Raw genomic sequence first — 24,771 nt, forward strand, 5'->3', positions numbered from 1 at the left:
TATTATTATAGTGATTAATGAAACTTTTGAACTATTTTTATACATATATCAGGAAATCAGCAGGGGTGAGTGTAGTGGAAGTGTTTGTAGCGAGACAGCCAATTTTTGATCGGAATGGAGAAACCGTAGCTTATGAGCTTCTGTACCGAAATAATGAAATGAATATGGTTCCGAATATAGATGGAGACCATGCCACAGCCGATGTCATTATTAATAGCTATTTAAATATTGGTCTTGAAAGCTTGTCCGCAGGTAAGCCATGCTTCATCAATTTCACAGAAAATCTTTTAAGGCATAGAGTCCCTACCTACTTCAATCCCAAGGAAATTGTCGTGGAGATTTTGGAAAATGTAGTTCCTAGTCCTGAAATCCTGAATATTTGCTTAGAGTTAAAGGAACTGGGTTATAAAATCGCTTTAGACGATTTTGTCTTTAATGAATCGGATCCTAACTACTTAAAATTAATGAAAATTGCGGATTATGTGAAGGTTGATTTTCTCCATACAACGGACACTGACCGGGGAACTATTGAAGTTTTCGCTAATTTACTGGGGTACAAGCTTCTGGCAGAAAAAGTGGAGACAGAGGAACAATATGAAGAAGCAAGGAGAAATGGATACCATTTCTTTCAAGGGTATTTCTTTAGTAAACCAAAAATCATTTCTACTCATGACGTACCTACATATTTTCATTCCTATTATTCGATTATTCAAAGCCTGGAAATGACGGAACCGAGCATTGATGTGATTAGTCGATTGATTGAACAGGATCTTTCTTTGTCCTATAAACTTTTAAAATTAATCAATTCACCATCTTACCGCCCTAAACATAAAATTCATTCTATTCGACAGGCTATTGTTCTATTGGGTCTCCTGGAAATTAAAAGATGGATTTATGTTTTAGCTGTCAGGGAACAGGTAGGTAAGAGGAAGCAATTAGAAAACGAAGTTATTACATTGTCATTAACGAGGGCAAAAATGTGTGAATTGCTGGCAGAGAAGCACAATCGCGGTTCAGTGAAGTCGAGCTATTTCCTAACGGGTATGTTTTCATTGATGGAAACTATATTATCTATGCCATTTGAAGTCATTTTGAATGAATTACCATTGAATGATGAAATCTGCAATGCACTAACGGGTGTCTCAAACGAGTTCAAAGACATTCTGGAGCTGGTTGTTTTGTTTGAAAAAGCTGACTGGACAGCAATCGAAACAAAAATGGCCGAACTGAAATTAAACAAAAAAGATGTGATGGAATGCTATCAAACATCATGTAAATGGACCCGAGACCTCTTACATCATGAAATAGCAGAGATCAGTTAGTTACCAAACAGGTTTATATTCCCCTGGAGTCAGATATTTTCTTTGGGGCTTTATATATCTCTTCAATTCAATTAGAAGTAATCGCTGTAGGTGCTTAGAAGATATTTGGCGGGCTACATCTTTAGGAAAAGGATAGATGCCGATTTGATTGAAACGTACACGAAAGAGACCTTCATGTAAAAGGTCTTTTTTGTCATTCAGAATATGGGCCAATACAGTCACATCCCGGGAATGGAATTCGTCACACGCTTCTTCTACCTCTTGAACTTGAAACCGAAAAGTATACTCATCCTTCATGATCATCACCCACCCCATTTTCTCTAAATGGACGCAGAAATTCAACTTTTAAGTTTTCTACAAGTCACTCCTTGAGGATTATCTTTAATAATATAGGGTGAGATGATTGCGAAAAGAGCTTGTTTGTGGCAAGCTAAGACTATTAAGAATAGTTTACTAGTAAATTACCGTGGAGGGATTCACGATGAACTTGAATCTAATTAAATGTCATGGCTCTGGAAATGACTTTCTACTGATTGATGAAATGACGAATGGATACGAATTCACTGAAGAAGCAAGGCAAAATCTTGCCCTTGCGCTATGTGATCGAAAGTCGGGTATTGGAGCGGATGGAATCCTATTTGTGCTGTCAAGTGAACATTGCGATGCACAAATGAGGGTATTCAATGCAGATGGATCTGAAGCATCCATGTGCGGGAATGGTCTTCGTTGTGTAGGTCGCTATGTCTGTGAGCTTCTTGACAAAACGACGATAGTTATTCAGACGATGAAAGCGAATCTGCGCGTTTCAGCTCAAGAAGCTATATATGAAAATATACCGACATATAATGTTGAAATTTCCCCTGTTTTATTTGAATTGGATAAATTGCCGATGAATATGGATCGTGAAAAGGTAGTGGACGAGAAAATTCCTGAAATTTCAGATCGATTATCGTTTACTGCACTGGCGGTGCCCAATCCTCATCTCATTAGTGTTGTAAGCACAGAACATATTCTTTCAAATGAACAGAAGACGATTGCTGAAACAGTAAATGGTCCCAATAATCTCTTTCCTGATGGAGTCAATGTCAGTTTTGTTCATCCATTAGAAAAAGGTGCGATTTATGTTCGTACCTTCGAAAGAGGAGTAGGCTTTACAAATGCTTGTGGAACGGCTATGTCTGCTTCCAGCCTTGTGACATGCTTACTCAATCAGAATGAGTTCGGCAAGGAAATAGATGTATTTAATAATGGTGGAAAAGTACGTGTCGTGGTGAACCAATTAGGTGAAGGGCAATACAATATGGAGTTGATCGGGAATGCAACGTATCTCTACCAGGCCCAATTCGAATTGTCTATCACACATCCTGAAGATTATCGTGAGATTTCCAGACAGGATTTTACTGAAGAAGGAACGTACGAACTGCTTCAAAATCACGCCAAATCAATTGTTGATAGTAAAGTATTTATGAGTGCCTAAACGAATAAAAAGCCTGAGCTTGTGTAAGTCAGGCGAGAGTGTCCCAAAAAGCTAAGCTTTTGGGGCACTCTTTTTTTTGTGATTGGATTGCTGTTTCAAAAATTGGATCACGTCATCAAATGGCTGGAGATCTTTTACCCATTCGAATTTAGTGAAGGGACACCCCATCTGCTGGAACCTTTGCAAAACAACATCTATTGTAAAGTGTTCTGGATGGAGGTCCTCATTTACTTCATACCACCAGAGGGGAGTGGCGACTAAAGCATCTTCATTCCCCCTTAGGGAATAAGGCGCAATGATGGTTTTTCCTTCTCCATGCTGAATGTAATCCACGTATAACCTGCCTTTTCGGTTCTTTTTTAAACGCTCGATCGTAAAATCCTCAGGATAATTGGTCACAAGGTAGTGTGCAATGAATTCAGTAAACAAGCCGGTGTCCTTCCATGTGTATCCCGGTGGTATGGGAATATACACTTGCAGTCCCTTATTTCCTGACGTTTTCACAAAACTATGCAGGTTGAGTCGGTCGAATAGTTCTTTCATAATGGAAGCCGCTTTTACCGCCAGGGAGAATTGATCCCTGCTGGGTGGATCTAAGTCAAAGACCACTTCGTTGACAGAGGTATCCTTCGTCCTTTGAAAAGGAATGTGAAATTCCAATGCAAGCTGATTTCCAAGCCAAATCAATGTCTCCAAGTTATTGCATATCGTATAGTCGATATTGTCTTCCTCGTACGTTTCAATAAATGAAGGGGCGTAATCAGGCGTATTTTTTTGATAAAAGGATTCACCAAAGAGCCCGTGTGGAAAACGAATACAAGTCAATGACCTATCCTTCAGGAAAGGCAAGATAGCGACGGACATCTTCCGAAGATACCGAACGTAATCAAGCTTAGTCATTGAGACTTTCTGAAACAATTCCTTATCTGGATGAGTAATTTCAACCCCACGCGGAAGGGAGGCTTCGTCCAGCTTGAATTGCTCCATGGTGCAGGATTCCGGGGTAATGGAAAATAGAAAACGATGAAAATGTGGTTCCCTCAGTTGATCCTCATACCAATTCAAATATAAAATTTCCACGGTTATAGCTGGGTCTATGTAATAAACGGAATTCTCATTCTTCGTACTATTCTTTTTGATCATTGCTTTTAATGATTTTTTCTCTTCAGGAGAAAGACCAAAGTGAAATAAGCCTATAGGCATAATCTTTTCGTTATCGAAAACGCCAATGTGATAGTAATCGTTCGTTTCATCCAGGGCAGTGATGAAACAGTGACAGTGTTTCCAATTCTTAGTTTTTACCCAGCTCGTACTTCGTTTTCCTGCTTCCCACTTACTATTCTTCCTTTTGGCGACAACGCCCTCACCTTCCTCTTTTTCTACAAGTTCCCATATTTCCTGCCGATCGTTGAAATAGGGAACCATTTGAAGGGAAGATGGGAGAGAGGGGGTAGGTTCTAACGGCAATTGAAGAAAGGTAAAAACCTCTTTCAATTTTTCTTTTCTTGTAAGGTAAGGTTTGGTGGCAAATGATTTCTTCCCATACTGGAGTAAATCGAATGCCAGAAATTTAACGGGTCTTCCGGCTGCAGCAAGATTGATTTTCTGCTTATTTCGCATTCTGCCTCTTACCTGCAGTTCAAAGAATTCACTGCTGCAGGAAGAGCGTAATAGGGCAATCTCGCCATCCAAAATGAAAGGTGTAGGTAAATCTCTTTCATTGAGTAATGTTTTAATCTCTTTTTCAATTTCCGGGAAGTGTGGAAGCAATTCCTTCCCGTTTCGACTTTGAAGACTTATCTGATTCTCAGAATAGACGTAGAGAATTCCGCGAAATCCATCATATTTCACTTCATAAAGCCATTCCTCATTTTCAGGGAGTTCATCATATAAGGTAGGAAGCATCGGTTTCATATCTATTCACCTGATTTTTAGTATTAGTGTGACCAATGAGAGTTTATTTATTTCCAGATGTTTAAGGGAATGAAGAGTATCGGACAACTAAATGATAAGGATAAGGGATTAGTTTATGTGAAGGAGGGTATTGATATATGCATACGATGTGGAAAGGCTCAATTAGTTTTGGACTGGTGAACATCCCCATTAAACTTCATTCTGCTACAGAAGATCGTGATATTAAGCTTCGTTCACTTCATAAAGAGTGTCATACACCGATTAAATATGAAAAAGTATGTCCAGCTTGTGAAAAAGAAATCGGACATGATGACATCGTTAAAGGCTATGAAGTGACGAAAGGGAAATTTGTCGTTCTTGAAGAAGAGGAATTGAAGGAATTGAAGGAAGCGAACGGGGATAAAGCCGTGGAAATAGTAGACTTTATCAAAATGGAGGAAATCGACCCGATATTCTTTGATCGGAGTTATTTCGTTTCACCGAATGATGGAGGGAAAAAAGCATATTCATTATTGCGAAAAGCTCTTCAGGAATCAGGAAAAGTAGGTATCGCCAAAATCACGATGAGATCGAAAGAACAACTCTCCATCGTTCGGGTATATGAAAATACACTCGTAATGGAAACCATTCATTATCCAGATGAAGTGAGGGGTACAGGGGATGTACCGAATGTTCCAGAAGAAGATGAAATAACGGACAAAGAGCTGAAAACAGCAACGATGTTGATAGATCAGCTCACAACTGAATTTCAACCGGAGAACTATAAAGATCAGTATCGTGAACGCTTGAGTCAGTTGATTGAATCGAAGCAAACCGGGGAAAAGGTAGTCACAACGAAAGAAAAAGAGCCAAGAGAAAATGTGACAGATTTAATGGCGGCGCTTCAAGCCTCCATTGATTCATCCAAACCGAAAAAGGCGAAGAAGCAGACGAAAAAGAAAACGACTTCAAAGAAAAAAGCTCAATAAAACATAAGTCGTTAGTAAAGAGAGGGACAAGTTTTGGAGGAGAAACATATAAAACAAGGAGTATTTGTTGCACTATCGGTCATTTGTTTGATTGCATTTACATGGGGATTCGTCACGATTGTCGAAGAGTGGAAAGAAAATGAAATCGCACAATTTGACAATGGTGTCTTTGAGGTAGTAAGAGGATTTATCTCACCGAAGTTAACGACCTTTATGACTTTCATCACTTTCTTAGGTGGAATAAAAGGAATCACTATCATTGCTTTCAGTGTGGTTGTCATCTTACTGTTTTTAAAAAAATATCCACTGGCTCTTTTTGTGGCGATTACGATCACATCAGGGGCAGGGTTTAACGGGCTGCTCAAATGGATTTTCAAACGTGAAAGACCTGATATTGAAGCACTGATCGAGCAAGGCGGTTATAGCTTTCCCAGTGGTCATTCCATGAGTTCCTTTATTTTCTACGGGACTCTTGCATTCATATTGTTTCGAGCATTAGATCATAAACGGTATAAGTGGGCAAGTGTCATTGCGATCAGCTTTCTGGTCCTATTGATTGGTCTAAGCAGAGTGTATTTAGGTGTGCATTATCCAAGTGACATTCTTGGAGGGTTCACTGCAGGAGGTGCCTGGTTGACGCTTTGTATCGTCATTTATGCATACTTCCATAAACGAAAACATTGGAAAGAAAGTGAGAATTAAATGGAAACAAAGCGCTCAGAAATTCTTCTGAGCGCTTTGTTCCATTATCATTAAAATAAATTAAAAATATACGGTCCAATGGAAGTGGCATAAAGAAGAATATAAATACCCATGAAATAAAATACTCCACCAAAAGTACCCCAGTCAGGATCTCTCCCTAATTTCCATAGTATTGAAGTAATGGCGCTGATAACGAGTAATACTATATACTCACTTCCTGAAAACATCAGGTATTCCGGAGCGGCAAAGTAGAAGTAATCGCCCATCGCTTTAGTGATGAAGGTTATCGGCATGACTAAAAACATAATGATAGAGGCATATTCAACCCAGTTGATCTCTTCCTTCTCAAATATATTTGGTTTAAAAATATAAAGCAGAATTAAAAGAAATAGAGAAGGCAATACCCAATAAAATGAAACCATAATCGTGATTAAGCTACTGAATATCATTAGTACGGAATTGTTAACGGCTTCTTTGACACTTCGTTTCGACCATTCTGTGCTATTGGCGATAACTTGTGCATCCTGTGAAGCGCCAAATAATTCATACGTATCTCCATCATATTCCAACCAGGCAATGCTCTTATTAGTAAGCTGAAGTGGAGAATACGTAAAATGTTTAGTTGTACTGACTGGAGCCGCCGTTAATTGGTTAGAGTCACTGAAAGGTGCTACATATAGACTAATCGCATTATCATCCCCAACCCGATGACCTTCTGATGTGAAGAGAATGGACTTTTCTCCATTAATGGAAAGAAGTTGTGCGGTTCTTGGACTTTGAAGTTTGCCCCCTGACATTTCGTTCGTAAAATCAATTTTCGTCGGTTTCAAAATAGAAGATCCTATTTCATCTTTCGGTGTTTGCAACTTGAAAATCTTATATGACAATGTTCCCTGTGCTCGCATCTCTTCATTATAAAGAAGAGTCAATTGATTGTTTTCTGTGGTAAAGGTTAATCCATTCATATGATGATTCGTTGCTGTGTTTACAATTGCAAATGGATCTTTCACTACTTGTAACGTATCATCCATGTAGTACAGGTGAGAATGACCGTCATCTTGTCTAACCTGTATTACGGAACTGCCATTATTTCCAATATAGACGTCCAGGATTTCATTAGAAAAGCTGAAAACCTCTTTCACTGATAAATCAGCAGGGTTAAGAGAAAAAAGGTTCTCTTTATTCCAGAAATACACAGAATTCATTGCCGTGCTGATCCCTGTTGCTTCCTCAGCAATCGTCGTTACTTCATTACTCTCTGTAGAGATAAATTTGTCATCCTTGATCTGAATGACTTTCGTACCGTCTGTCCAAAAAGGATGGCCCCGGGTAACGCTGGTGTCTAGCGTTGTTTCTCTGGTTGAATCCAATGCTTCCTCGAAAGTAAACCCTGTAATTTTCCCGTTACTTGCCAAGAAGAGTTCATCATCTCCATTAAAGATAACAGGGCGTTCTTCAGAAGTGTAGTCTAATGGGATGGATCTACTCCAATCAGGCTGTGGTTGTTGTTTGACTTGTAACAGCTGGTGGAGAAATAGTGCCCCTATAAACAGAACGATTAACACTAAAGGTATTCCAAATGATTTGAATTTCTCTTTCAAACATATCCCCCTCGATTCTCTATTTCTATAATATGAGCTCAATTTAGAATTTTACCATAATTCATATTTCGAGGCACCAAATATTTCCTTCGGTAAATAAAAGTTTTATGTTGACATTTATTAATAGAGGGATTACAATGATATTGAAAATCATTCTCATTTGAATAAAAGAGTTTCCCCCTCTTTCAATAGAGAGAATGGTTCATGAAAAACCCCCTTTATTAAATATAAAAAGACAGACCCGAAGCATATGCTTCCGGTCTGTCTTTTTATATTGCATTTCATTTCTTCCTGTCGTAAATTGTTAAAGGATGTGTATTTCAAGGAGGGATAATAGTAAGTGGATCATAAAGAAGATAAACGGTTCAGGGTTGCTGGCCACGAGGCACTGATAGGAATAGCACTTGTTCTTATAAATTTCATATGGTGGTATGGTTTTGCATTCGGTTTAGGTGGTCAACCGGTTTCAGATTACGATTGGATCCTCGGGATGCCTGAATGGTTTTTTTACAGCTGCATCGTTGGCTTTTTTCTTATGGTATTGTTAGTGATTATCGTCGTAAAGTACATGCTTACCGATATTCCTTTTGACGATGAGGGGGATGATCATGAATAGTATGGCATTGATTCCCTTATTCGCTTTTTTAATCTTGATTTTTGTTGTGGGAATTTATACTGCCAGAAATGTGAGTAGAGCAGATTCCTTTGTCCAGGAATACTTCTTGGGAAGCCGTCAGCTTGGCGGATTTATCTTGGCGATGACCATGATTGCGACCTATGGAAGTGCCAGTAGTTTCATCGGAGGGCCGGGCGCAGCATATACATATGGTTTATCGTGGGTTCTTCTGGCCATGTCACAGGTTGTGACAGGTTACTTTGTTCTCCTTATACTTGGGAAAAAGTTCGCGATTATGGCCCGGAAATACAAGGCCGTTACTTTGATCGACTATCTACAAGGTAGATATGGCAGCAATAAGATCACAATTCTATCGGCCATCAGTATCATCATCTTTTTATTCTCAGCCATGATTGCTCAATGGGTAGGGGGAGCAAGGCTCATTGAATCTTTAACCGGTTTATCTTACGAGAGTGCTCTTTTTCTGTTTGCCGTATCGGTACTTGTTTATGTCATTATCGGCGGCTTTCGTGCGGTTGCCATCACGGATGCGATTCAAGGTGTGGTCATGCTTGGTGGGACCATTATTCTGTTGATTGCCACCATCATAGCCGGAGGTGGCATGGAGAACATCATGATGGGATTGAATGCGGAAAACCCTGACTTATTAAGTCCTCATGGTCCTGATGGAGAATTAAGTGCCCGCTATATTTCTTCTTTCTGGATATTAGTGGGTGTGGGTGTTGTCGGATTACCTCAAGTGGCAGTTAGAGCCATGAGCTATAAGAATTCCAGATCCTTGCACAGAGCGCTCATAATCGGAACCATTGTGGTCGGGTCCATTATGCTCGGTATGCACTTGATTGGTGTGCTTGCAAGGGTCGTAGTCCCGGGAATTGAAGTGGCTGATAAAGTCATGCCCCTTCTCGCTTTAGAAGTTCTTCCGCCATGGCTTGCCGGGATTGTCCTGGCTGCTCCGATGGCCGCGATCATGTCGACAGTGGATTCGTTATTATTGATTGTATCCTCGGCTATTGTGAAAGATGTGTATATGAATTTCATCAATAAGGATGCAAAGGAAAAACAAGTCAAAAAAATCAGCTTTTGGGTGACTAGTCTAACGGGAATACTCGTTTTTCTTATGGCGCTGAGTCCGCCTGAATTAATTATCTGGCTCAATTTATTTTCATTTGGAGGACTTGAAGCTGTATTTATCTGGCCAATCGTTTTAGGTTTATATTGGAAAAAAGGAAATGCTCATGGTGCCTTTGCTTCAATGATTTCAGGACTGGTAGCGTACATCTTATTTCACAGTTTCGCACCTAATTATCTGGATATGCACACAGTCATTTTCCCTATTGTCATTTCGTTTTTCATGTATGTGGTCGTTTCCCTGTTTACTCAAGCACAATATCGGCAGAATGGATGGGTTTAACCCATCCATTTTTGTATTTATCAAGGGAAAAGCGTACATTTTAGAAAAGAATCAATGAATTGGGTGAAGTATCTTGAAAAATTCTGTTGTCATAATAGGTGGAGGAATCGGCGGTCTGACCGCAGCTTCACTCCTTGGAAGTGCTGATTACAACGTACAGATTCTTGAGGCTTCCAGGGAATGGGGAGGATGCGCTGGTAAATTCCAGAGAGGAAAAGCCTTATTTCCTGTAGGGGCGACTCTTGGAATGGGTTTTGAAAAAGGAGGGATCCATCAGCGTATTTTTCACTATTTAGGGATAGAACCCCCTGCGTCTTTCATGCTTGATCAGGTTATGGACATTCATCTTCCTGGCAAAACTCTGATATTCTACCGTAATAGAGAAACACATGTGAATGAGTTGAAGAAAGCATATCCCGAAATATCAGCGAAGCTCAGCGCTTTTTATGAAGAAGTGTACAAGATAGCCGGCGAAATTAGAAGGCTGATGGTCGCGCTCCCGATACTTCCTCCTAAAACGCTAAAAGATTGGGTGGAGCTAACGATAAGTTTACACCCCAGATCTCTGACACTGATTCCTTCCTTTCAGAAAACAATGCTCGATTTATTAGAAAAACACGGAATCCACCAACATTCTTCTTTTAAGCATTTTATCGATGGACAACTGATCGATAGCATGCAGGTTACCAGCGATCAATGCTCTTTATTGCTGGGATGCCTCGGTTTGGATATTTATCATGAAGGAGCATTTTATCTGGATGGTGGATTATTCGAAATAGCCCATAGTCTTGTCGGATTTTCAGAATCCAAAGGGGTTAAAGCGACTTTAGGGAGAAGAGTGGTTCGCATCGACCGTGATCATTCTGGTCAAGAATGGAAAATCCTTGATCATAGAGGCAATGAATATCGTGCAAATCATGTTGTATGCAACGTTCCGGTTCAATCCTTAAAAAATCTTCTTCCCCCACAATATACACACAAACTTGATAACTATCTAAAAGCAAAAGAGAATGAAGCTATTTGGGGCACCATGTCCCTATACATGTTATTGAAAGAAGAATCACTACCGGAATCGTATCCTTTGTTTTCCCAAATTTGTGCAAGCCCAAATGGAAATATGACAGAAGGAGACCATCTTTTCTTATCGCTATCCCATCCAAATGACCGTAAGCGTGCCCCGAAAGGATTCCGTACCTTAACGGTATCAACACATACTAAATTAGAAAAATGGAAAACCAAAGAAAGATATGATTCTTACAAGGAGAATCTTAAGGAGAAAATGATCAATTCCATAGAGTCGGTTATTCCAACTTTAAGAGATAGCATTGTAGATATTTACCCAGGGGCACCTAAAGCCTGGGAACGATTTACCGGGCGGCCTGGGGGCATAGTCGGTGGATTTCCTCAATCCAATGACCATGCTCTCTTCAATAGTCTCTCTCACAGGACTCCATTGAAAAATATATGGGTATGCGGTGACTCAGTCTTTCCTGGTGCTGGGACCATCGGTGTATCTGTAAGTGCTTACCATGTATATCACTCCATTACAGGCAGAAAACTTCAGAAGTAAGGAGGAACCTCGACTACTTATGTCGAATTCTGGGAATGGGGTGATAATATGTATAAGCTGATACAGTATAAAGACCCGACAGTCTTCCACGAAAAGGTCCATTCCCTTTTAATGGAGGATGAAGCGGCGAATAACCTGCCTTTGGGTTTGTTGAACACGATGAAAACGAGTGACAAATATAAAGATCCGCTTCTTCTTTTAGTGGAAAATGAGGTCGGGACGGTGATGGGATCTTTCATCATGACCCCTCCTCATTACCTTGTCAGTACACTTAAGGTGGAGAAAGAAGGCGTACATGAGATAGTCAAAGAGCTACATTCGTTTTGTGAAAATACGGGTATCAACTTCCCGGGTTTTTTAGCAGAGAAGGAGCTCGCACTTCAATTGGCACACGCTTGGTGTCATTTAACGGGAGATAGATACAATGTGAAAATGAATCAGCGTGTATATCAACTGGGTAAAGTGAATGATATCCCGTTAAGCGGTGGGAAGATGATAGCTGTGCGTAAAGAACATGAAGAGCTCCTTGCCCAATGGTTGATAGGTTTTGTAGAAGATACCGGGGAACTGCCTCTTACTGAGGAAGAGGCATTGAATCGGTCAAGGGATATGATTGAAAATGAACCATATGTGTTCTTGTGGGAAGTGGATGGAAAGCCTGTTTCCATGGCACGGGGGGCAAGAAAAACGGAAAACGGCATTACCGTAAATTTTGTATACACCCCTTCAGAATACAGGAAAAAAGGGTACGCATCTTCTGTTGTAGCAGAACTGAGTCGTCTTTTGTTGAAGGACCACTCCTTTTGTTCGCTCTATACGGACCTGGATAATCCCACCTCCAACAAGATTTATATGGAAATCGGCTATAAGCCCGTTTGCGATTCGATGATGATTTCCATTGTGTGAACCTTTTGATACATATCGGAATATTATTTTATATAAATAGTTGACATTGTGAAGGAATGCTATTAGTATAATAAACAATTAATTAAATGAGCGAATGGCTTTGACGAAGAGGAGTACCTCTGATCGACACTTAAGAGAGCTGGTGGTTGGTGAGAACCAGTGTGAACGATCTTTGGGAATGGACTTCTGAGCCTCCAGACCGAAACTTTTAGGGAGTAGGCTTTGGCGAATGTCTTATCGTTACAAAAGACGCGTATTCAAGCAAACCGCTTCGATACGATTGAGTGGACTGTTCAGGCAGTCAACAAAGGTGGCACCACGGGTATCTCGTCCTTTACATGATGTAAATGGATAGGGATGCCCTTTTTTTATAACTGAATAATGATAAATCGTTGAGTAAGAGGAGTACATTCAAGTGATGCATGACAGAGAGCTAAGGATGGTGAGACCTTGGCATGATAGCTTGTTTGGAATGGACTTATGAGAGATGATCTGAATGGAAGTAGGATCGTACGGAATTCCACCGTTAAAAGGATAGAGTATCGGGTTATTCATTCCCTGTACTTGAAGCAAGAGGGGATACGTCAAAGTATCTCAATCAGAGGTGGCACCGCGGTCAGCATCGTCCTCTATGAACAGAGCTTTCTGTTCATAGGGGACTTTTTTATTTTATTTTAAGTGCGGAACATTGAATTGGAGGCATGAAATGATGAAACATCAAGCATTGGATTATGTGGTGAAAGAATTAAATGGAGACATATTTACACCCATCTCACTTTTTCAATCGTTAAAAGGTAAGAAAAAATTTTTATTGGAGAGCTCTTTGAAGCATGAACAATCCGGTCGGTATTCATTTGTAGGGAGTGATCCATTTTTAGAATGTAAAGCATACGGAAATGCCGTACAGTTAAAAAAATCATCTGTAAATGAAATTGATGAAATAGAGGGAAATCCCATTGAAATCATTCAAAATCTTATTCCTACCCACAATCTAAAAGATGCGCCTTTTCCTTTTACAGGTGGGGGGATTGGATATCTGGGATATGACGTTATTCGACACTACGAAGACATCGGTATAACTCCCCAAGATGAATTGGAAATGCCGGATATTCATCTCATGTTTTATGAAAAAGTCATTGTGTTTGATCATCTGGAGCACAAAGTATTTATTGTCGTTATGAATGAGTGGACAGAGGATCAAATAGGAGATTTGGATAAAAAGGTGAAGGAAGTAGAGGCTGAGCTGAACAATGTGTATTTGGAAACTCATAAAAAGAAACTGGATCGACTGTCCTTCCATGCTCAAACCTCGAAAGATGAATTCATGGAAAAGGTGGAAAGGGCAAAGCGATCCATAGGAGAAGGTGAGATATTTCAAGTCGTGCTCTCTCAAAGACTTAAGGCGTCCTTTTCTGGAGATCCCTTTTCATTCTATAGAAGCTTGAGGAAATCCAATCCGTCCCCTTACATGTTCTTCATTGATTTCGAGGATTATGTCGTAATGGGTGCATCACCAGAAAGCTTGCTGAAAGTTCAAGGGAGGGAAATCACCACGAATCCAATCGCAGGAACGCGAAGAAGGGGAGAAACACATGATCTGGACAGGGAGCTCGAGAAAGAATTACTGACAGATGAAAAAGAAATCGCTGAACATCGAATGCTGGTTGACTTAGGCAGGAATGATTTAGGCAGAGTCTGTGAAATCGGCTCCATTTACCTTTCAAAGTATTTAACAATTGAGAGATATAAATATGTCATGCACATCGTTTCGGAAGTAAAGGGTGAATTAAAAGAAGAAGTAACACCACTGAAAGCATTATCAAACTGCTTACCGGCAGGTACCGTCAGTGGAGCACCGAAAATCAGGGCGATGCAAATCATCAATGAACTTGAAACCACAAAGCGCGGCGTGTACTCAGGTGCCGTCGGGTATATCGGGGTGAACGGGAATTTGGATTTTGCCCTTGCCATCAGGACGATGGTTCTTAAAGATAAAACGGCATATGTTCAAGCCGGTGCCGGGATTGTGTATGATTCAGACCCAGCCAGTGAATATGAAGAAACCATGAATAAAGCTAAATCATTATTGGAGGTGACAGGATGATCCTTCTTATTGATAACTATGATTCCTTTACGTATAACCTGTATCAATATATAGAAGAGCTCGGTGAAGAAGTAATCGTGAAACGGAATGATGCTATTTCATTAGAAGAAATCAAGGAATTGAATCCTGCGGGAATCATTCTATCCCCTGGTCCAGGGAAACCGGAAAATGCGGGCATTTGCATCTCGATTATACAGAATCTTCACACTAGTGTGCCGATTTTTGGGGTTTGTTTAGGGCATCAGGCTATCGGGGCAGCATTCGGGGCAACCATCGAAGTGGCTGACAAAGTCATGCACGGAAAAACATCCCTCATTAAACACAGTGGCAGCGGAGTATTCGAGTATCTTCCGCAACCATTAGAAGTGATGAGATACCATTCCCTGGTGATTAAGGAGGGGACCCTGCCGACACAATTAGAGACTGTCGCATTGTCCATGGATGATAGAGAAATCATGGCGATAAAGCATATGAAGTATCCAATGTACGGGGTTCAATTTCATCCGGAATCCATCGGTACGAAAACAGGAAAGAAAATCATTCAAAACTTTTTAGTTCAGATGAGAAAGGAGAATAACCGTGAAACCCTATCTACAGAAGCTATCTAGCGGTCATTCATTAGAGAGAGAAGAGATGAGAAGAGCAGTAGAAGAATTGTTCATTGAAGAAACAACGGATAGTCAAATCGCCTGTTTCCTGACCTTATTAAAAATGAAGGGGGAAACAGTGGAGGAAATTACAGCTCTTGTTGAAGTTTTAAGAGAAAAAGCGATGCCGATTAAAAGCACATTACCAGGAATATTGGATAACTGCGGAACAGGTGGAGACGGATCCCAGAGCTTTAATATTAGTACAACGAGTGCATTTGTTCTTGCGGGGGCCGGGGTGAAGGTTGCGAAGCACGGTAACAGAAGTATTTCCAGTAAAACAGGAAGTGCAGATGTGTTAGAACATTTAGGGATAGCACTCGATTTTCAATCTCATGAGGTGGAAAGTCTACTGGATGAAACCAATATTGCTTTTCTATTTGCACCCCATATTCATTCAGGTTTAAAGAAGGTAATGAAGGTCCGGAAAGAATTAAGGATTCCTACCATCTTTAATCTCATTGGGCCATTAACGAATCCGGTTCATCTGGAAACTCAACTCCTAGGGGTATATAGAAGAGATAAATTAGAAACGATGGCCCATGTTTTACATGAATTAGGCAGAAAACGAGCGATTGTGCTGAATGGAGCTGATTACATGGATGAAGCCTCATTAGCAGGAGAAAATCATCTCGTTCTGCTGGATCAAGGGGAAATTACTTCACTCACATTAAAGGGAGAAGATGTCGGCCTCCCATGTTATACACTCGAAGAGATACGAGGAGGGGACGCGGGAGACAATGCCATTATTTTAGAAGAAGTATTAAATGGGAAGGAAGGAGCTTACACTGATACGGTCTTATTCAATGCAGGAATCGGGCTTTACGCTCATGGCAAAGCGGCCAGCTTTGCAGAAGGTGTAGAGCTTGCCAGGGAAAGTATAGAAAGCGGCCGTGCAAAAGAAAAGCTCCACTCCTTGGTCCGTTATAGTCAACAACGTCGAAAGCAGGTGATTTAAGTGTCTACCATTCTACAAACCATTCTTGAAAAAAAGAAAGAGGAAGTGAAAGAGTTAAAGAGTGCAGGGTATGAATCCTATTATTACAAGGGGACTCCCAGGAATTCCTTAAATGAAGCATTAAAATCAGCATCCAGATTACAGGTGATTGCTGAAATTAAGAGGGCATCTCCATCAAAAGGAGATATCCGCACAGAAGTGAATCCTGTGATTCAAGCAAAGAAGTATGAAGAAGCGGGAGCCTGTGCCATATCGGTATTAACCGATGCTCCTTTTTTTAAAGGAAGTATGGAGGATCTCGCGAATGTTCGAAAAGCAGTCTCCCTCCCTATTCTGTGTAAAGACTTTATTATCGATGAAATCCAGATAGATCGTGCCAAAGACGCCGGGGCAAATGTCATCCTTCTTATCGTGGCTGCCCTGGATGTAAACAGACTACAAGAATTATATTCTTATGCAACGAAGCTTGGCCTGGAAGTTCTGGTGGAAGTTCATAATGAAGAAGAAATGAATGTCGCAATGGAATTAGGGGCAACCATAATTGGCGTGAATAATCGAAACCTGAAAACCTTTGAAGTAAATCTTCTGATCACAGAAACTCTCGGCTCCATGGTAAATGGAACAGATATCGTGTTCATCAGTGAAAGTGGAATAAGAAATGAAGAAGACTGTCACCGAGTTGTAAACGCAGGTGCGGATGGGGTCCTTGTAGGAGAGACGTTAATGAGAAGTGATGACCCTGTAACGAAGCTTGCCTCCTTACAAGTGAGAAAAGACGTGGTGAAATGACCAAAGTAAAGGTGTGTGGAATAAGAAGGCAAGAAGAGGCTCTGTGGGCCCTTGAAGCAGGAGCAGATGCGATAGGATTCGTTTTCGCTGATAGTAAAAGAAAAATTGACGTGGAATCAGCAGCAATTATAAGTGCTTCACTACCTTCGCATGTATTAAAAGTTGGCGTGTTTGTAAATGAGGCTAAAGAGAAGTTGGAAGAAATATTCAGAACCGTAAATCTCGATTACGTTCAGCTTCATGGAGATGAATCAGTCCAATTTTGTGATGGTCTCAATCTTCCTTGTATCAAGGCGATTTCAATAAAAGAAAAAGAAGATTTAGATGGGATCGAACACTTTGGCGGAGAGATGATTTTGGTGGACAGTGGAAATGGGCCACATCGTGGAGGGAATGGGACAACGTTTAATTGGGATTATGTCCATTCACAAAACATCTCTCAACATTTAATCCTTGCCGGTGGATTGAATCAGGAAAATGTTCGGGAGGCAATCACCAAGGTCCGTCCCTATATGGTGGATGTATCAAGTGGTGTGGAGACGGATGGGAAAAAGGATAGAAGAAAGATAGAATCATTTATTCGAGAGGCGAAGTCGGTATAACGATTTTTTAAACCAATGAATGGAGGAATTGAGATGATATACGCACAACCAGATCAAAAAGGGTTATTCGGGCAATTCGGGGGAAGGTTCGTTCCGGAATCATTGATGAAGGCTGTTCAAGAATTGGAAAGGGCTTATGATGAAGCCTCTAAGGACGAAGAATTCCAAGAGAAACTTCAAAACTACTTAAAGGATTATGTAGGAAGAGAAAACCCACTCTACTTTGCTGAAAATCTAAGCAAACAGGTAGGGGGAGCGAAAATCTACTTGAAACGTGAGGATCTCAATCATACGGGTGCTCACAAAATCAATAATACAATCGGTCAGGCCCTGCTCGCTGTACGGATGGGCAAAAGAAAAATCGTGGCGGAAACAGGAGCAGGGCAGCACGGTGTAGCAACGGCTACCGTATGCGCTCTATTAAACCTGGATTGCGTCATTTTTATGGGAGAGGAAGATATTCGCAGACAGAAGCTCAACGTGTTCAGAATGGAGTTACTGGGAGCGAAAGTGGTGAGTGTCACCCAGGGCAGTGCCACATTAAAAGATGCAGTCAATGAAGCCTTGCGCTACTGGGTCGCTAATGTAGAGGACACACACTATATCATCGGTTCCGTGTTAGGGCCACACCCATTTCCTAAAATGGTACGGGATTTTCAAAGTGTGATTGGGAAAGAAACAAAGCGACAATTCTTCGAAAAGGAAAAATGCCTGCCGAACGCCATCGTCGCTTGTGTTGGAGGCGGCAGCAATGCCATCGGAATATTCCATCCGTTCATTGATGATCGGGAAGTTGACTTATACGGTGTGGAAGCGGCTGGGAGCGGGGTTGAAACCGACAAACATGCTGCCACATTAACAAAGGGGTCCGTCGGGATCCTTCATGGCAGCATGATGTACCTGCTGCAAAATGATGAAGGACAGATTCAAGAAGCCCACTCTGTTTCAGCAGGCCTTGATTACCCTGGTGTCGGGCCGGAGCATAGTTTCTTGAAAGACATTGACAGAGTAGAATATACCTCCATTTCAGACGTGGAAGCATTAGATGCATTTAAGCAGTTGTCCCAGACAGAAGGAATCATACCGGCACTGGAAAGCTCCCATGCAGTCGCCTATGCGGTGAAGTTAGCTGAAAAAATGAGGAAAGATGAGTCAGTAGTGATTTGTTTATCCGGCAGAGGGGATAAAGATGTGGAACAAGTGAAAGAGTTACTGGGAGGTAGTCAGCATGGGTAAATCATTTCTTGAAATTACGTTTAAAGCTGAACTGGATAAAGGAAACAAACTATTCATTCCTTACGTGATGGCAGGGGATGGGGGTATAGAGACTTTGATATCGACCTTGAAAATGCTCGAAGAAAGAGGGGCGACGGCCATAGAAATCGGGATCCCGTTCTCGGATCCCGTAGCCGACGGCCCGACCATACAAGAGGCAGGGAAGCGGGCACTGGAGAATGGGACGACACTGCAAAAGGTGTTTGAAGAGTTAGAGGAAAGCAGAAAGGAAATTGGCATTCCGTTAGTCTTTATGACGTATATAAATCCCATTTACAAATATGGAGTAGAGCGTTTCTTTCGGGATTGTAAGAATGCAGGGGTGGACGGTGTAATCATTCCTGATCTGCCACTTGAACATCATGACATGGTCCGGGCACCAGCTCAAGAAAGTGGAATCGCCATTATTCAATTAGCAACGCTTACGAGTCCGTTAGAAAGAATTCAGGAATTGGCTTCCGTTACTGAAGGGTTCCTTTATGCCGTTACAATCAATGGTATTACTGGAAGTAGAGAAGGGTTTGGCAATAATATCTCAAATCACCTGAATAAATTGAAAGAAAACAGTCCGGTCCCAGTACTTGCCGGGTTTGGAATATCCACTCCTGAACATGTGCGTACCATGAGTAAGTACTGTGATGGAGTAGTCGTTGGAAGCAAAGTGATCGATCTGATTCGGCATGAATCGTTTGATGAAATAAAAGAGTTAATCAGTGCTTCAAAAGCTAAAGCATTAAATTTGTAAAGATTACTGAATTCTTCGTAAATAAATGAATGCCTAGATTAACAGATTCTAAATGTGTGTTAAATAAAGGTAAATAGCCTTCTTTTTCCTCCTGAAATCAGTATGATAGAGATGTAGTTGAACAAAGCATCATAACAGGAGGCTATTAAAATGAAAAGTATGAAAAAGTGGTTATTCATGTTAATGACAGCTCTATCAGTAGTAACATTTGCAGCCGGATGCAGTGGCGACACAGAAGAAGACACAGGAACTGAAACGGAAGAGAACATGGAAGAAGAAAGCAACACTGAAGAGAGCAATACAGAAGAGTAAAATGGTAACAGTCAGTCCTTTACGGGCTGACTGTTTTATATTTGAATAAGAAAACACAAGATTCAGGTTGTATTCAACGACTTTTTCTATTAATCTGACAATACAAGACATATTTGTTAGAGAGGTCAAACGAATGATGATTCCAAATCGATTAAAAATAGGAGATACGATCGGGATTTGTTCCCCATCTTCTCCAGTCGCTGCTCATTGCCCTAAGAGATTGAAAAGGGGAATTGAAGAGCTTAAGAATTTAGGCTTTAACGTGAAAGTAGCGCCAAACACGTTGAAAATTGAAGAGTATATGGCTGGTACCATCGAGGAAAGAGTGGAGGACCTGCATAATCTCTTCGGGGATAAGGATGTAAAAGCCATCATCACCACCATAGGAGGCACCTGTTCTCATCAACTTCTGAATCATCTTGATTTCTCTTTAATCCAAAAAAATCCAAAGATATTCCTCGGCTACAGTGACATAACGGCTCTCCACATGGCGATTTATCAAAAGACCGGTCTCACAACATATCTAGGACCTGCCGTTCTGCCTCAGTTTGGGGAATATGGAGGAGTGCAAACATACACAAAGGAACACTTCTTCCAATCACTTGTACAAGGCGAAAGAGTGGATTACTCCGCCTCTCCTTCCTATGTAATGGAACATCTGTGGTGGGACGAAGAAGACAATCGATTAAGAGAACAAGTTGAAAATAAGGGACCTTCTGTAGTCAAAGAAGGGAGAGCAGAAGGGAAAATCATTGCAGCCAATATGGGAACCATGCTCCTTCTCGCGGGTACAGAATACTTTCCAGATCTCGATGGTGCCATCTTATGTATTGAAGATGATCCAGAGGAAACCCCGTCGTCAATTGATCGATACTTAACTCAACTCAGACACATGGGTATATATTCTAAAATTAATGGTCTTGTCGTTGGACGCTTTCATGATCACGTTGGCTTTAAAGAAAATCAACTGGCTGGCATTTTATCCCGTGTCACAGAAGGGTATGAAATCCCGGTCGTTACGGATCTGGATTTCGGTCATACCGACCCTATGTTCATCCTTCCAAACGGAATCCGGGCCCGGCTTAAAGTTCACGGAAATCAAATTGATTTTCACCTGGTTGAAATGCCGGCTACATAAGGAGGAGTTCACATGATTCATAGAAAACTGAATACAGTATTCATTCCCGTGGCTAATCTAAAAGAGTCTGTGGATTGGTACGAAAAAGTGCTAGGTTTTGAAATCGATCCCTTGCAGTATAATGAGATTGAGAAGCTTCCCGTTTATACTTTTCAGATGGGGGAAACATCACTGACTCTAGAAGAGGAAAAAGGATTCACTCCACCTGCTTCAAATGTTCCAATATGCAATTTCCATACCACTCAAATTGAAAAAGTAAGAGAAGACTTTCGCGAAAAGAAAGTCACATTTGAATCCGGGATCATCACGTTTCCCGACTTTTCTTATTTTAACTTTAGAGATGTCAACGGGAATTTATTAATGATTTGTACGGGTTAAAGAGGATTAAAAACATTTAAACGGTAAAGCAAAAACCTCCTCTAAGAATTGATTTTCTTAAGGAGGTTCTTTTTTTTTGCAAATCTACTTCACACACTTCACACATACCGTTAAAGCGGGTTTAACATTTTTATAAGAAAGAGTGATTTCTTTAAAGCCAGCTTCATGCAAAGCTTCAGAAATACTTTCACCATAGTGTTTCGCCCGGTCATCCCTTTCTTCATCCCCGCGTGGCTGGACGGTGATGAGAAGGGTGCCGCCTTTTTTTAGCATATTATATAAGTGTGAAAGGGATTTTTCCTGGTCCTTCCATAGGGGATAGTTATTGACGGAAAAGATCCGATCGTATTCAACAGTGTTCAATTCAAATTGACTAATATCATGTACAAATAAGCGTACTCTTCCGTTCTCAATCGCTTTTTCATTTTTATTTTGTGCAACATTCTTCATGGTCTCAGAGATATCAACCCCATCCACAAGCGATTTAGGAAAACGACTGGAAATTCGATGTATGCAATATCCGGGCCCAAAGCCTACTTCCAGAATATGATCGCCATCTTTAATGGACAATTGCTTAATGGACCAATTATTTATTTTTCGATTATCGAATTCCATTACTTTTCCGACAAACCAGCCGAGTAATCCATTCGGACGCTTGAATTGCTTTTGTAATGAAAACAACAGGGCATCACCTCTTTTGTTAAAATATGTTTTTATAAAATAGTATCGTCTATTCACCTTTCCACTAATACACACAAACAAAACCTTGAAAGAGATGTTGCAATTTTTTGAAAAAGTGGCATAATATAAACAAATCTATTTTGCGTTAATGAGAAAAGTACATAGATGGGTCCCTTATCAGAGAGCTTCGGCAGCTGAAAAGAAGCAGGGTAACTCGTTATGGAAAATGGTCTCGGAGCATTCTATTCGAACCGCTTTGGTGTAGGGTAGAACGGGAATGGGCATCCGTTATCAATGTCACGGTATAAGAGCTTTTTTATGCTCCGTACTTGCTGAGACAGTCTTGTGTAAGCAAGCTGTAAACTAAGGTGGTACCACGAGTTCAACCCCTCGTCCTTAGATGTCGATTGATATCTAAGGACGAGGGGTTTTTTATATTATTCAGGAGGAGGAAAAGGCATGACCATATTTATAGGTGGCGCCTGGCCATATGCGAATGGGTCGTTACATTTAGGGCATATCGCAGCCCTATTGCCAGGGGACATAATTTCACGATATTACCGTTTAAAAGGGGAGGATGTTCTCTACGTGTCAGGAAGTGACTGTAATGGAACCCCGATTGGTATTAGGGCCAGACAGGAAGGAACAAGTATTGAAGAGGTCGTGAATCGATATCACAACGAATTCCTCGGGTGCTTCCACGCTTTAGGATTTAGTTATGATGAGTACACAAGAACTGACCACTCGCATCATCATAAAGAAGTTCAAAACATCTTTACCACCCTTTATCAGAGGGGCTGGCTTTATGAAAAAGAAGTGGAGCAAACGTATTGTGAGCATGATCATCAATTTTTGCCGGATCGGTTTGTAGAAGGAACCTGTCCCGTTTGTGGTTCGAGGGCAAGAGGTGATCAGTGTGATCAATGCTCTACAGTGTTGGATCCGACAGATCTAATCGATAAATCCTGCAAGCTCTGTGGCCATGAGCCGGTACTTAAAGCGACAAAGCATTTATATTTCTCTCTTTCTAAATTGCAGGAGCCTCTTCAACAATTACTGAAGGATAACGGCACCAGGTGGAGAGATAATGCTCTTCAGCTCACAAGTCGCTATTTAAAAGAGGGCTTGCATGACCGCCCGGTGACAAGGGATTTAGAAAATGGTGTGAAGGTTCCGGTTCAAGGTTTTCATGATAAGAAAATTTATGTATGGATAGAAGCAGTGAGCGGATATTTGAGTGCTTCAAAAAAGTGGGCGAGGGAGCATCAGCGTGATTGGAAAGACTTTTGGCAGGAGGCAACCACGTCCTACTATGTTCATGGAAAAGATAATATCCCTTTTCATAGTATTATTTGGCCGGCCATACTTATAGGAATCGGCGAAAAGAATCTTCCTGACTATATAGTTTCAAATGAATACTTGACGCTTGAGAAAAGGAAAATCTCAACGAGCGGAAATTGGGCTGTTTGGGTGAAGGATCTTCTCAACGACTATCATCCAGATTCCATTCGGTATTTTCTCACCATTAATGCACCGGAAAAGAGAGATGCAGATTTCTCCTGGAGAGAATTTATTTATAGTCATAACAGTGAACTGCTGGGAGCTCTAGGGAATCTGGTTCAACGCACGTTAAAATTTTATGGGAAAGAATTTGGTCATGATCTCACACTTTCTGTCGTCCCAAATGATATTAAGAATAAAATAGGAGAAACGTTTCTTTCTGTCGGTCAATCGATTGAAGAAGGGAACACTCGACAGGGAATTGAAAAAGCATTCGAATTCATACGATGGTCGAATAAGCGTTTTGATGAAATGAAACCGTGGAATGTTATAAAAGAGGATAGGGAGGAAGGAAGAAAGGTATTAGAGGAATTCCTGTACGTAATATGTAACTTGAGGAATCTCATACAGCCGTTTTTACCCTTTACTTCTTCAAAATTGACTGATCAGCTGGGGATGAGCGGACAGTCCGTATGGGCGCCGGTATCTTTGCCGTTAGAGATCAGCATTGAAGCGACAACACCATTGTTTAATCGAATTGACATTGATCAAATTGAGATAGAACGGAAACAATTGAAAGAGAAAGCACAGTGAAACCAAAAGGAGTATGAGATGAAGATCATAGTTGTGTCCGATACCCACATGCCTAAAAAAAGGAGAGGGCTTCCGGAAATTCTGAAGGAAGATTTCAGGAAAAGTGATTTAATCATCCATGCCGGAGACTTTCAAACCCTTGATGTTTATAAAGAGATTACGGGGTATGGAGAACTGATTGCCGTTGTCGGAAATGTGGATGATCCGGATCTTAAGGAGGTTCTCCCCCAAAAAAGAATCATCATGAAAAAAGGACTGAAAATCGGTGTGGTGCACGGAGACGGGAAGGGAAAAACAACGGAAAAAAGAGCTCTTGAAGCGTTCGAATCTGATGAAGTAGATTTGATCGTCTTTGGTCACTCACATATCCCATATTCCCGCTATATGAAAGGGAGACTACTGTTTAATCCCGGATCTCCCACTGATAAACGGAAGCTCCCTTACTTCTCACATGGTGTTTTGACCATTGAAGACACGTGGAAATTAGAACATAAATTTTACCGTTAAAAAAGCACAGGGGGCTGAGCCTCTGTGCTT

Annotated in this window: 24 protein-coding genes and 3 other annotated features; of the genes, 20 read left to right on the forward strand and 4 right to left on the reverse strand. The window is 40.9% G+C overall.

Annotated features, from left to right (window positions below):
- Positions 1-74 precede the first annotated feature (74 nt).
- Positions 75-1,322, forward strand: coding sequence for an EAL and HDOD domain-containing protein (locus ACIFOD_RS14645; RefSeq protein ID WP_430315226.1), 1,248 nt, complete (start codon positions 75-77; stop codon positions 1,320-1,322).
- On the opposite strand, the gene ACIFOD_RS14650 is transcribed toward ACIFOD_RS14645, so the two are convergent.
- Positions 1,323-1,619 carry a hypothetical protein gene (locus tag ACIFOD_RS14650; RefSeq protein WP_430315227.1) on the reverse strand — a complete coding sequence of 99 codons (297 nt, stop codon included), beginning with the start codon at positions 1,617-1,619 and terminating at the stop codon, positions 1,323-1,325.
- Positions 1,620-1,803: 184 nt separating this feature from the next.
- Between ACIFOD_RS14650 and dapF the strand changes: the two genes are divergently transcribed.
- Positions 1,804-2,799 carry a diaminopimelate epimerase gene (gene dapF / locus ACIFOD_RS14655; protein ID WP_430315228.1) on the forward strand — a complete coding sequence of 332 codons (996 nt, stop codon included), beginning with the start codon at positions 1,804-1,806 and terminating at the stop codon, positions 2,797-2,799.
- Positions 2,800-2,850: 51 nt separating this feature from the next.
- On the opposite strand, the gene ACIFOD_RS14660 is transcribed toward dapF, so the two are convergent.
- Positions 2,851-4,713, reverse strand: coding sequence for a DNA ligase D (locus ACIFOD_RS14660; protein WP_430315229.1), 1,863 nt, complete (start codon positions 4,711-4,713; stop codon positions 2,851-2,853).
- Between the two features lie 137 nt (positions 4,714-4,850).
- Here ACIFOD_RS14660 and ACIFOD_RS14665 point away from each other — a divergent pair, with 137 nt between their 5' ends.
- Both ACIFOD_RS14665 and ACIFOD_RS14670 read left to right on the forward strand, forming a co-directional pair.
- Complete coding sequence (locus tag ACIFOD_RS14665; RefSeq protein ID WP_430315230.1) at positions 4,851-5,681, forward strand: Ku protein; 831 nt, start codon at positions 4,851-4,853, stop codon at positions 5,679-5,681.
- A gap of 33 nt (positions 5,682-5,714) precedes the next feature.
- Positions 5,715-6,383, forward strand: a complete 669-nt coding sequence (locus tag ACIFOD_RS14670) for a phosphatase PAP2 family protein (protein WP_430315231.1) — start codon at positions 5,715-5,717, stop codon at positions 6,381-6,383.
- Between the two features lie 50 nt (positions 6,384-6,433).
- On the opposite strand, the gene ACIFOD_RS14675 is transcribed toward ACIFOD_RS14670, so the two are convergent.
- A complete protein-coding gene (locus ACIFOD_RS14675; RefSeq protein ID WP_430315232.1) occupies positions 6,434-7,984 on the reverse strand; it encodes a hypothetical protein in 1,551 nt (516 codons plus the stop codon).
- Between the two features lie 340 nt (positions 7,985-8,324).
- Between ACIFOD_RS14675 and ACIFOD_RS14680 the strand changes: the two genes are divergently transcribed.
- The 14 genes from ACIFOD_RS14680 (at position 8,325) to ACIFOD_RS14745 (ending at position 21,459) form a co-directional block, all read left to right on the forward strand.
- Complete coding sequence (locus ACIFOD_RS14680; RefSeq protein WP_430315233.1) at positions 8,325-8,600, forward strand: YhdT family protein; 276 nt, start codon at positions 8,325-8,327, stop codon at positions 8,598-8,600.
- The gene (gene panF / locus ACIFOD_RS14685) at positions 8,593-10,035 is read left to right on the forward strand and encodes a sodium/pantothenate symporter (protein ID WP_430315234.1); all 1,443 of its coding nucleotides are present in this window, start codon (positions 8,593-8,595) and stop codon (positions 10,033-10,035) included. The genes ACIFOD_RS14680 and panF overlap by 8 nt, the downstream gene beginning before the upstream one ends.
- A 73-nt stretch (positions 10,036-10,108) precedes the next feature.
- Positions 10,109-11,605 (forward strand): FAD-dependent oxidoreductase, encoded by a 1,497-nt coding sequence (locus ACIFOD_RS14690; RefSeq protein WP_430315235.1) that lies wholly within the window; start codon positions 10,109-10,111, stop codon positions 11,603-11,605.
- 48 nt (positions 11,606-11,653) lie between these two features.
- Entirely contained in the window at positions 11,654-12,511 is an 858-nt protein-coding gene (locus ACIFOD_RS14695; RefSeq protein ID WP_430315236.1) for a GNAT family N-acetyltransferase, read from the forward strand.
- Positions 12,512-12,602: 91 nt separating this feature from the next.
- Positions 12,603-12,849 (forward strand) — a binding site (T-box leader).
- Positions 12,850-12,894: 45 nt separating this feature from the next.
- Positions 12,895-13,144 (forward strand) — a binding site (T-box leader).
- A 73-nt stretch (positions 13,145-13,217) separates the two neighbouring features.
- Complete coding sequence (trpE, locus tag ACIFOD_RS14700) at positions 13,218-14,615, forward strand: anthranilate synthase component I (RefSeq protein ID WP_430315237.1); 1,398 nt, start codon at positions 13,218-13,220, stop codon at positions 14,613-14,615.
- Positions 14,612-15,223 (forward strand): anthranilate synthase component II, encoded by a 612-nt coding sequence (locus tag ACIFOD_RS14705; RefSeq protein ID WP_430315238.1) that lies wholly within the window; start codon positions 14,612-14,614, stop codon positions 15,221-15,223. Before trpE ends, ACIFOD_RS14705 begins: the two co-directional genes overlap by 4 nt.
- Positions 15,195-16,220: an anthranilate phosphoribosyltransferase gene (trpD, locus tag ACIFOD_RS14710; protein WP_430315239.1), complete on the forward strand. Its 1,026-nt coding sequence runs from the start codon at positions 15,195-15,197 to the stop codon at positions 16,218-16,220. The genes ACIFOD_RS14705 and trpD overlap by 29 nt, the downstream gene beginning before the upstream one ends.
- Positions 16,221-17,009 (forward strand): indole-3-glycerol phosphate synthase TrpC, encoded by a 789-nt coding sequence (gene trpC / locus ACIFOD_RS14715; protein WP_430315240.1) that lies wholly within the window; start codon positions 16,221-16,223, stop codon positions 17,007-17,009.
- A complete protein-coding gene (locus ACIFOD_RS14720) occupies positions 17,006-17,611 on the forward strand; it encodes a phosphoribosylanthranilate isomerase (RefSeq protein WP_430315241.1) in 606 nt (201 codons plus the stop codon). The genes trpC and ACIFOD_RS14720 overlap by 4 nt, the downstream gene beginning before the upstream one ends.
- Positions 17,612-17,644: 33 nt before the next feature.
- Positions 17,645-18,847: a tryptophan synthase subunit beta gene (gene trpB, locus ACIFOD_RS14725; protein WP_430315242.1), complete on the forward strand. Its 1,203-nt coding sequence runs from the start codon at positions 17,645-17,647 to the stop codon at positions 18,845-18,847.
- Positions 18,840-19,631 (forward strand): tryptophan synthase subunit alpha, encoded by a 792-nt coding sequence (gene trpA, locus ACIFOD_RS14730; RefSeq protein ID WP_430315243.1) that lies wholly within the window; start codon positions 18,840-18,842, stop codon positions 19,629-19,631. The genes trpB and trpA overlap by 8 nt, the downstream gene beginning before the upstream one ends.
- Positions 19,632-19,781: 150 nt before the next feature.
- Positions 19,782-19,943: a hypothetical protein gene (locus tag ACIFOD_RS14735; RefSeq protein WP_397554036.1), complete on the forward strand. Its 162-nt coding sequence runs from the start codon at positions 19,782-19,784 to the stop codon at positions 19,941-19,943.
- A gap of 133 nt (positions 19,944-20,076) precedes the next feature.
- Positions 20,077-21,081, forward strand: a complete 1,005-nt coding sequence (locus ACIFOD_RS14740) for a S66 family peptidase (protein ID WP_430315244.1) — start codon at positions 20,077-20,079, stop codon at positions 21,079-21,081.
- 12 nt (positions 21,082-21,093) lie between these two features.
- Positions 21,094-21,459 (forward strand): VOC family protein, encoded by a 366-nt coding sequence (locus ACIFOD_RS14745; RefSeq protein WP_430315245.1) that lies wholly within the window; start codon positions 21,094-21,096, stop codon positions 21,457-21,459.
- Positions 21,460-21,543: 84 nt separating this feature from the next.
- Here the strand turns inward: ACIFOD_RS14745 and ACIFOD_RS14750 are convergent, their stop codons facing one another.
- A complete protein-coding gene (locus ACIFOD_RS14750; RefSeq protein WP_430315246.1) occupies positions 21,544-22,140 on the reverse strand; it encodes a class I SAM-dependent methyltransferase in 597 nt (198 codons plus the stop codon).
- A gap of 136 nt (positions 22,141-22,276) precedes the next feature.
- Positions 22,277-22,541, forward strand: a binding site (T-box leader).
- A 58-nt stretch (positions 22,542-22,599) separates the two neighbouring features.
- On the opposite strand from ACIFOD_RS14750, the gene metG reads away from it, so the two are divergent.
- Together metG and ACIFOD_RS14760 are read left to right on the forward strand one after the other, a co-directional pair.
- Complete coding sequence (gene metG / locus ACIFOD_RS14755; RefSeq protein ID WP_430315247.1) at positions 22,600-24,234, forward strand: methionine--tRNA ligase; 1,635 nt, start codon at positions 22,600-22,602, stop codon at positions 24,232-24,234.
- Positions 24,235-24,252: 18 nt separating this feature from the next.
- On the forward strand, positions 24,253-24,741 hold the full coding sequence (locus tag ACIFOD_RS14760; protein ID WP_430315248.1) for a metallophosphoesterase family protein: 489 nt from the start codon (positions 24,253-24,255) through the stop codon (positions 24,739-24,741).
- The last annotated feature ends 30 nt before the right edge of the window (positions 24,742-24,771 follow it).

Origin of the sequence: Rossellomorea sp. NRS-1567, from assembly GCF_050467885.1 — a bacterium.
Taxonomy (GTDB): Bacteria; Bacillota; Bacilli; order Bacillales; family Bacillaceae_B; genus Rossellomorea; species Rossellomorea aquimaris_C.

Excerpts from the sequence above, each read along its gene's own strand:
- ACIFOD_RS14650 (WP_430315227.1), bottom strand. The coding sequence starts at position 1,619 with ATGAAGGATGAGTATACTTTTCGGTTTCAAGTTCAAGAGGTAGAAGAA.
- dapF (WP_430315228.1), top strand. The coding sequence starts at position 1,804 with ATGAACTTGAATCTAATTAAATGTCATGGCTCTGGAAATGACTTTCTA.
- ACIFOD_RS14660 (WP_430315229.1), bottom strand. The coding sequence starts at position 4,713 with ATGAAACCGATGCTTCCTACCTTATATGATGAACTCCCTGAAAATGAG.
- ACIFOD_RS14665 (WP_430315230.1), top strand. The coding sequence starts at position 4,851 with ATGCATACGATGTGGAAAGGCTCAATTAGTTTTGGACTGGTGAACATC.
- panF (WP_430315234.1), top strand. The coding sequence starts at position 8,593 with ATGAATAGTATGGCATTGATTCCCTTATTCGCTTTTTTAATCTTGATT.
- ACIFOD_RS14695 (WP_430315236.1), top strand. The coding sequence starts at position 11,654 with ATGTATAAGCTGATACAGTATAAAGACCCGACAGTCTTCCACGAAAAG.
- trpE (WP_430315237.1), top strand. The coding sequence starts at position 13,218 with ATGATGAAACATCAAGCATTGGATTATGTGGTGAAAGAATTAAATGGA.
- ACIFOD_RS14705 (WP_430315238.1), top strand. The coding sequence starts at position 14,612 with ATGATCCTTCTTATTGATAACTATGATTCCTTTACGTATAACCTGTAT.
- ACIFOD_RS14720 (WP_430315241.1), top strand. The coding sequence starts at position 17,006 with ATGACCAAAGTAAAGGTGTGTGGAATAAGAAGGCAAGAAGAGGCTCTG.
- trpB (WP_430315242.1), top strand. The coding sequence starts at position 17,645 with ATGATATACGCACAACCAGATCAAAAAGGGTTATTCGGGCAATTCGGG.
- trpA (WP_430315243.1), top strand. The coding sequence starts at position 18,840 with ATGGGTAAATCATTTCTTGAAATTACGTTTAAAGCTGAACTGGATAAA.
- ACIFOD_RS14735 (WP_397554036.1), top strand. The coding sequence starts at position 19,782 with ATGAAAAGTATGAAAAAGTGGTTATTCATGTTAATGACAGCTCTATCA.
- ACIFOD_RS14740 (WP_430315244.1), top strand. The coding sequence starts at position 20,077 with ATGATGATTCCAAATCGATTAAAAATAGGAGATACGATCGGGATTTGT.
- ACIFOD_RS14745 (WP_430315245.1), top strand. The coding sequence starts at position 21,094 with ATGATTCATAGAAAACTGAATACAGTATTCATTCCCGTGGCTAATCTA.
- metG (WP_430315247.1), top strand. The coding sequence starts at position 22,600 with ATGACCATATTTATAGGTGGCGCCTGGCCATATGCGAATGGGTCGTTA.
- ACIFOD_RS14760 (WP_430315248.1), top strand. The coding sequence starts at position 24,253 with ATGAAGATCATAGTTGTGTCCGATACCCACATGCCTAAAAAAAGGAGA.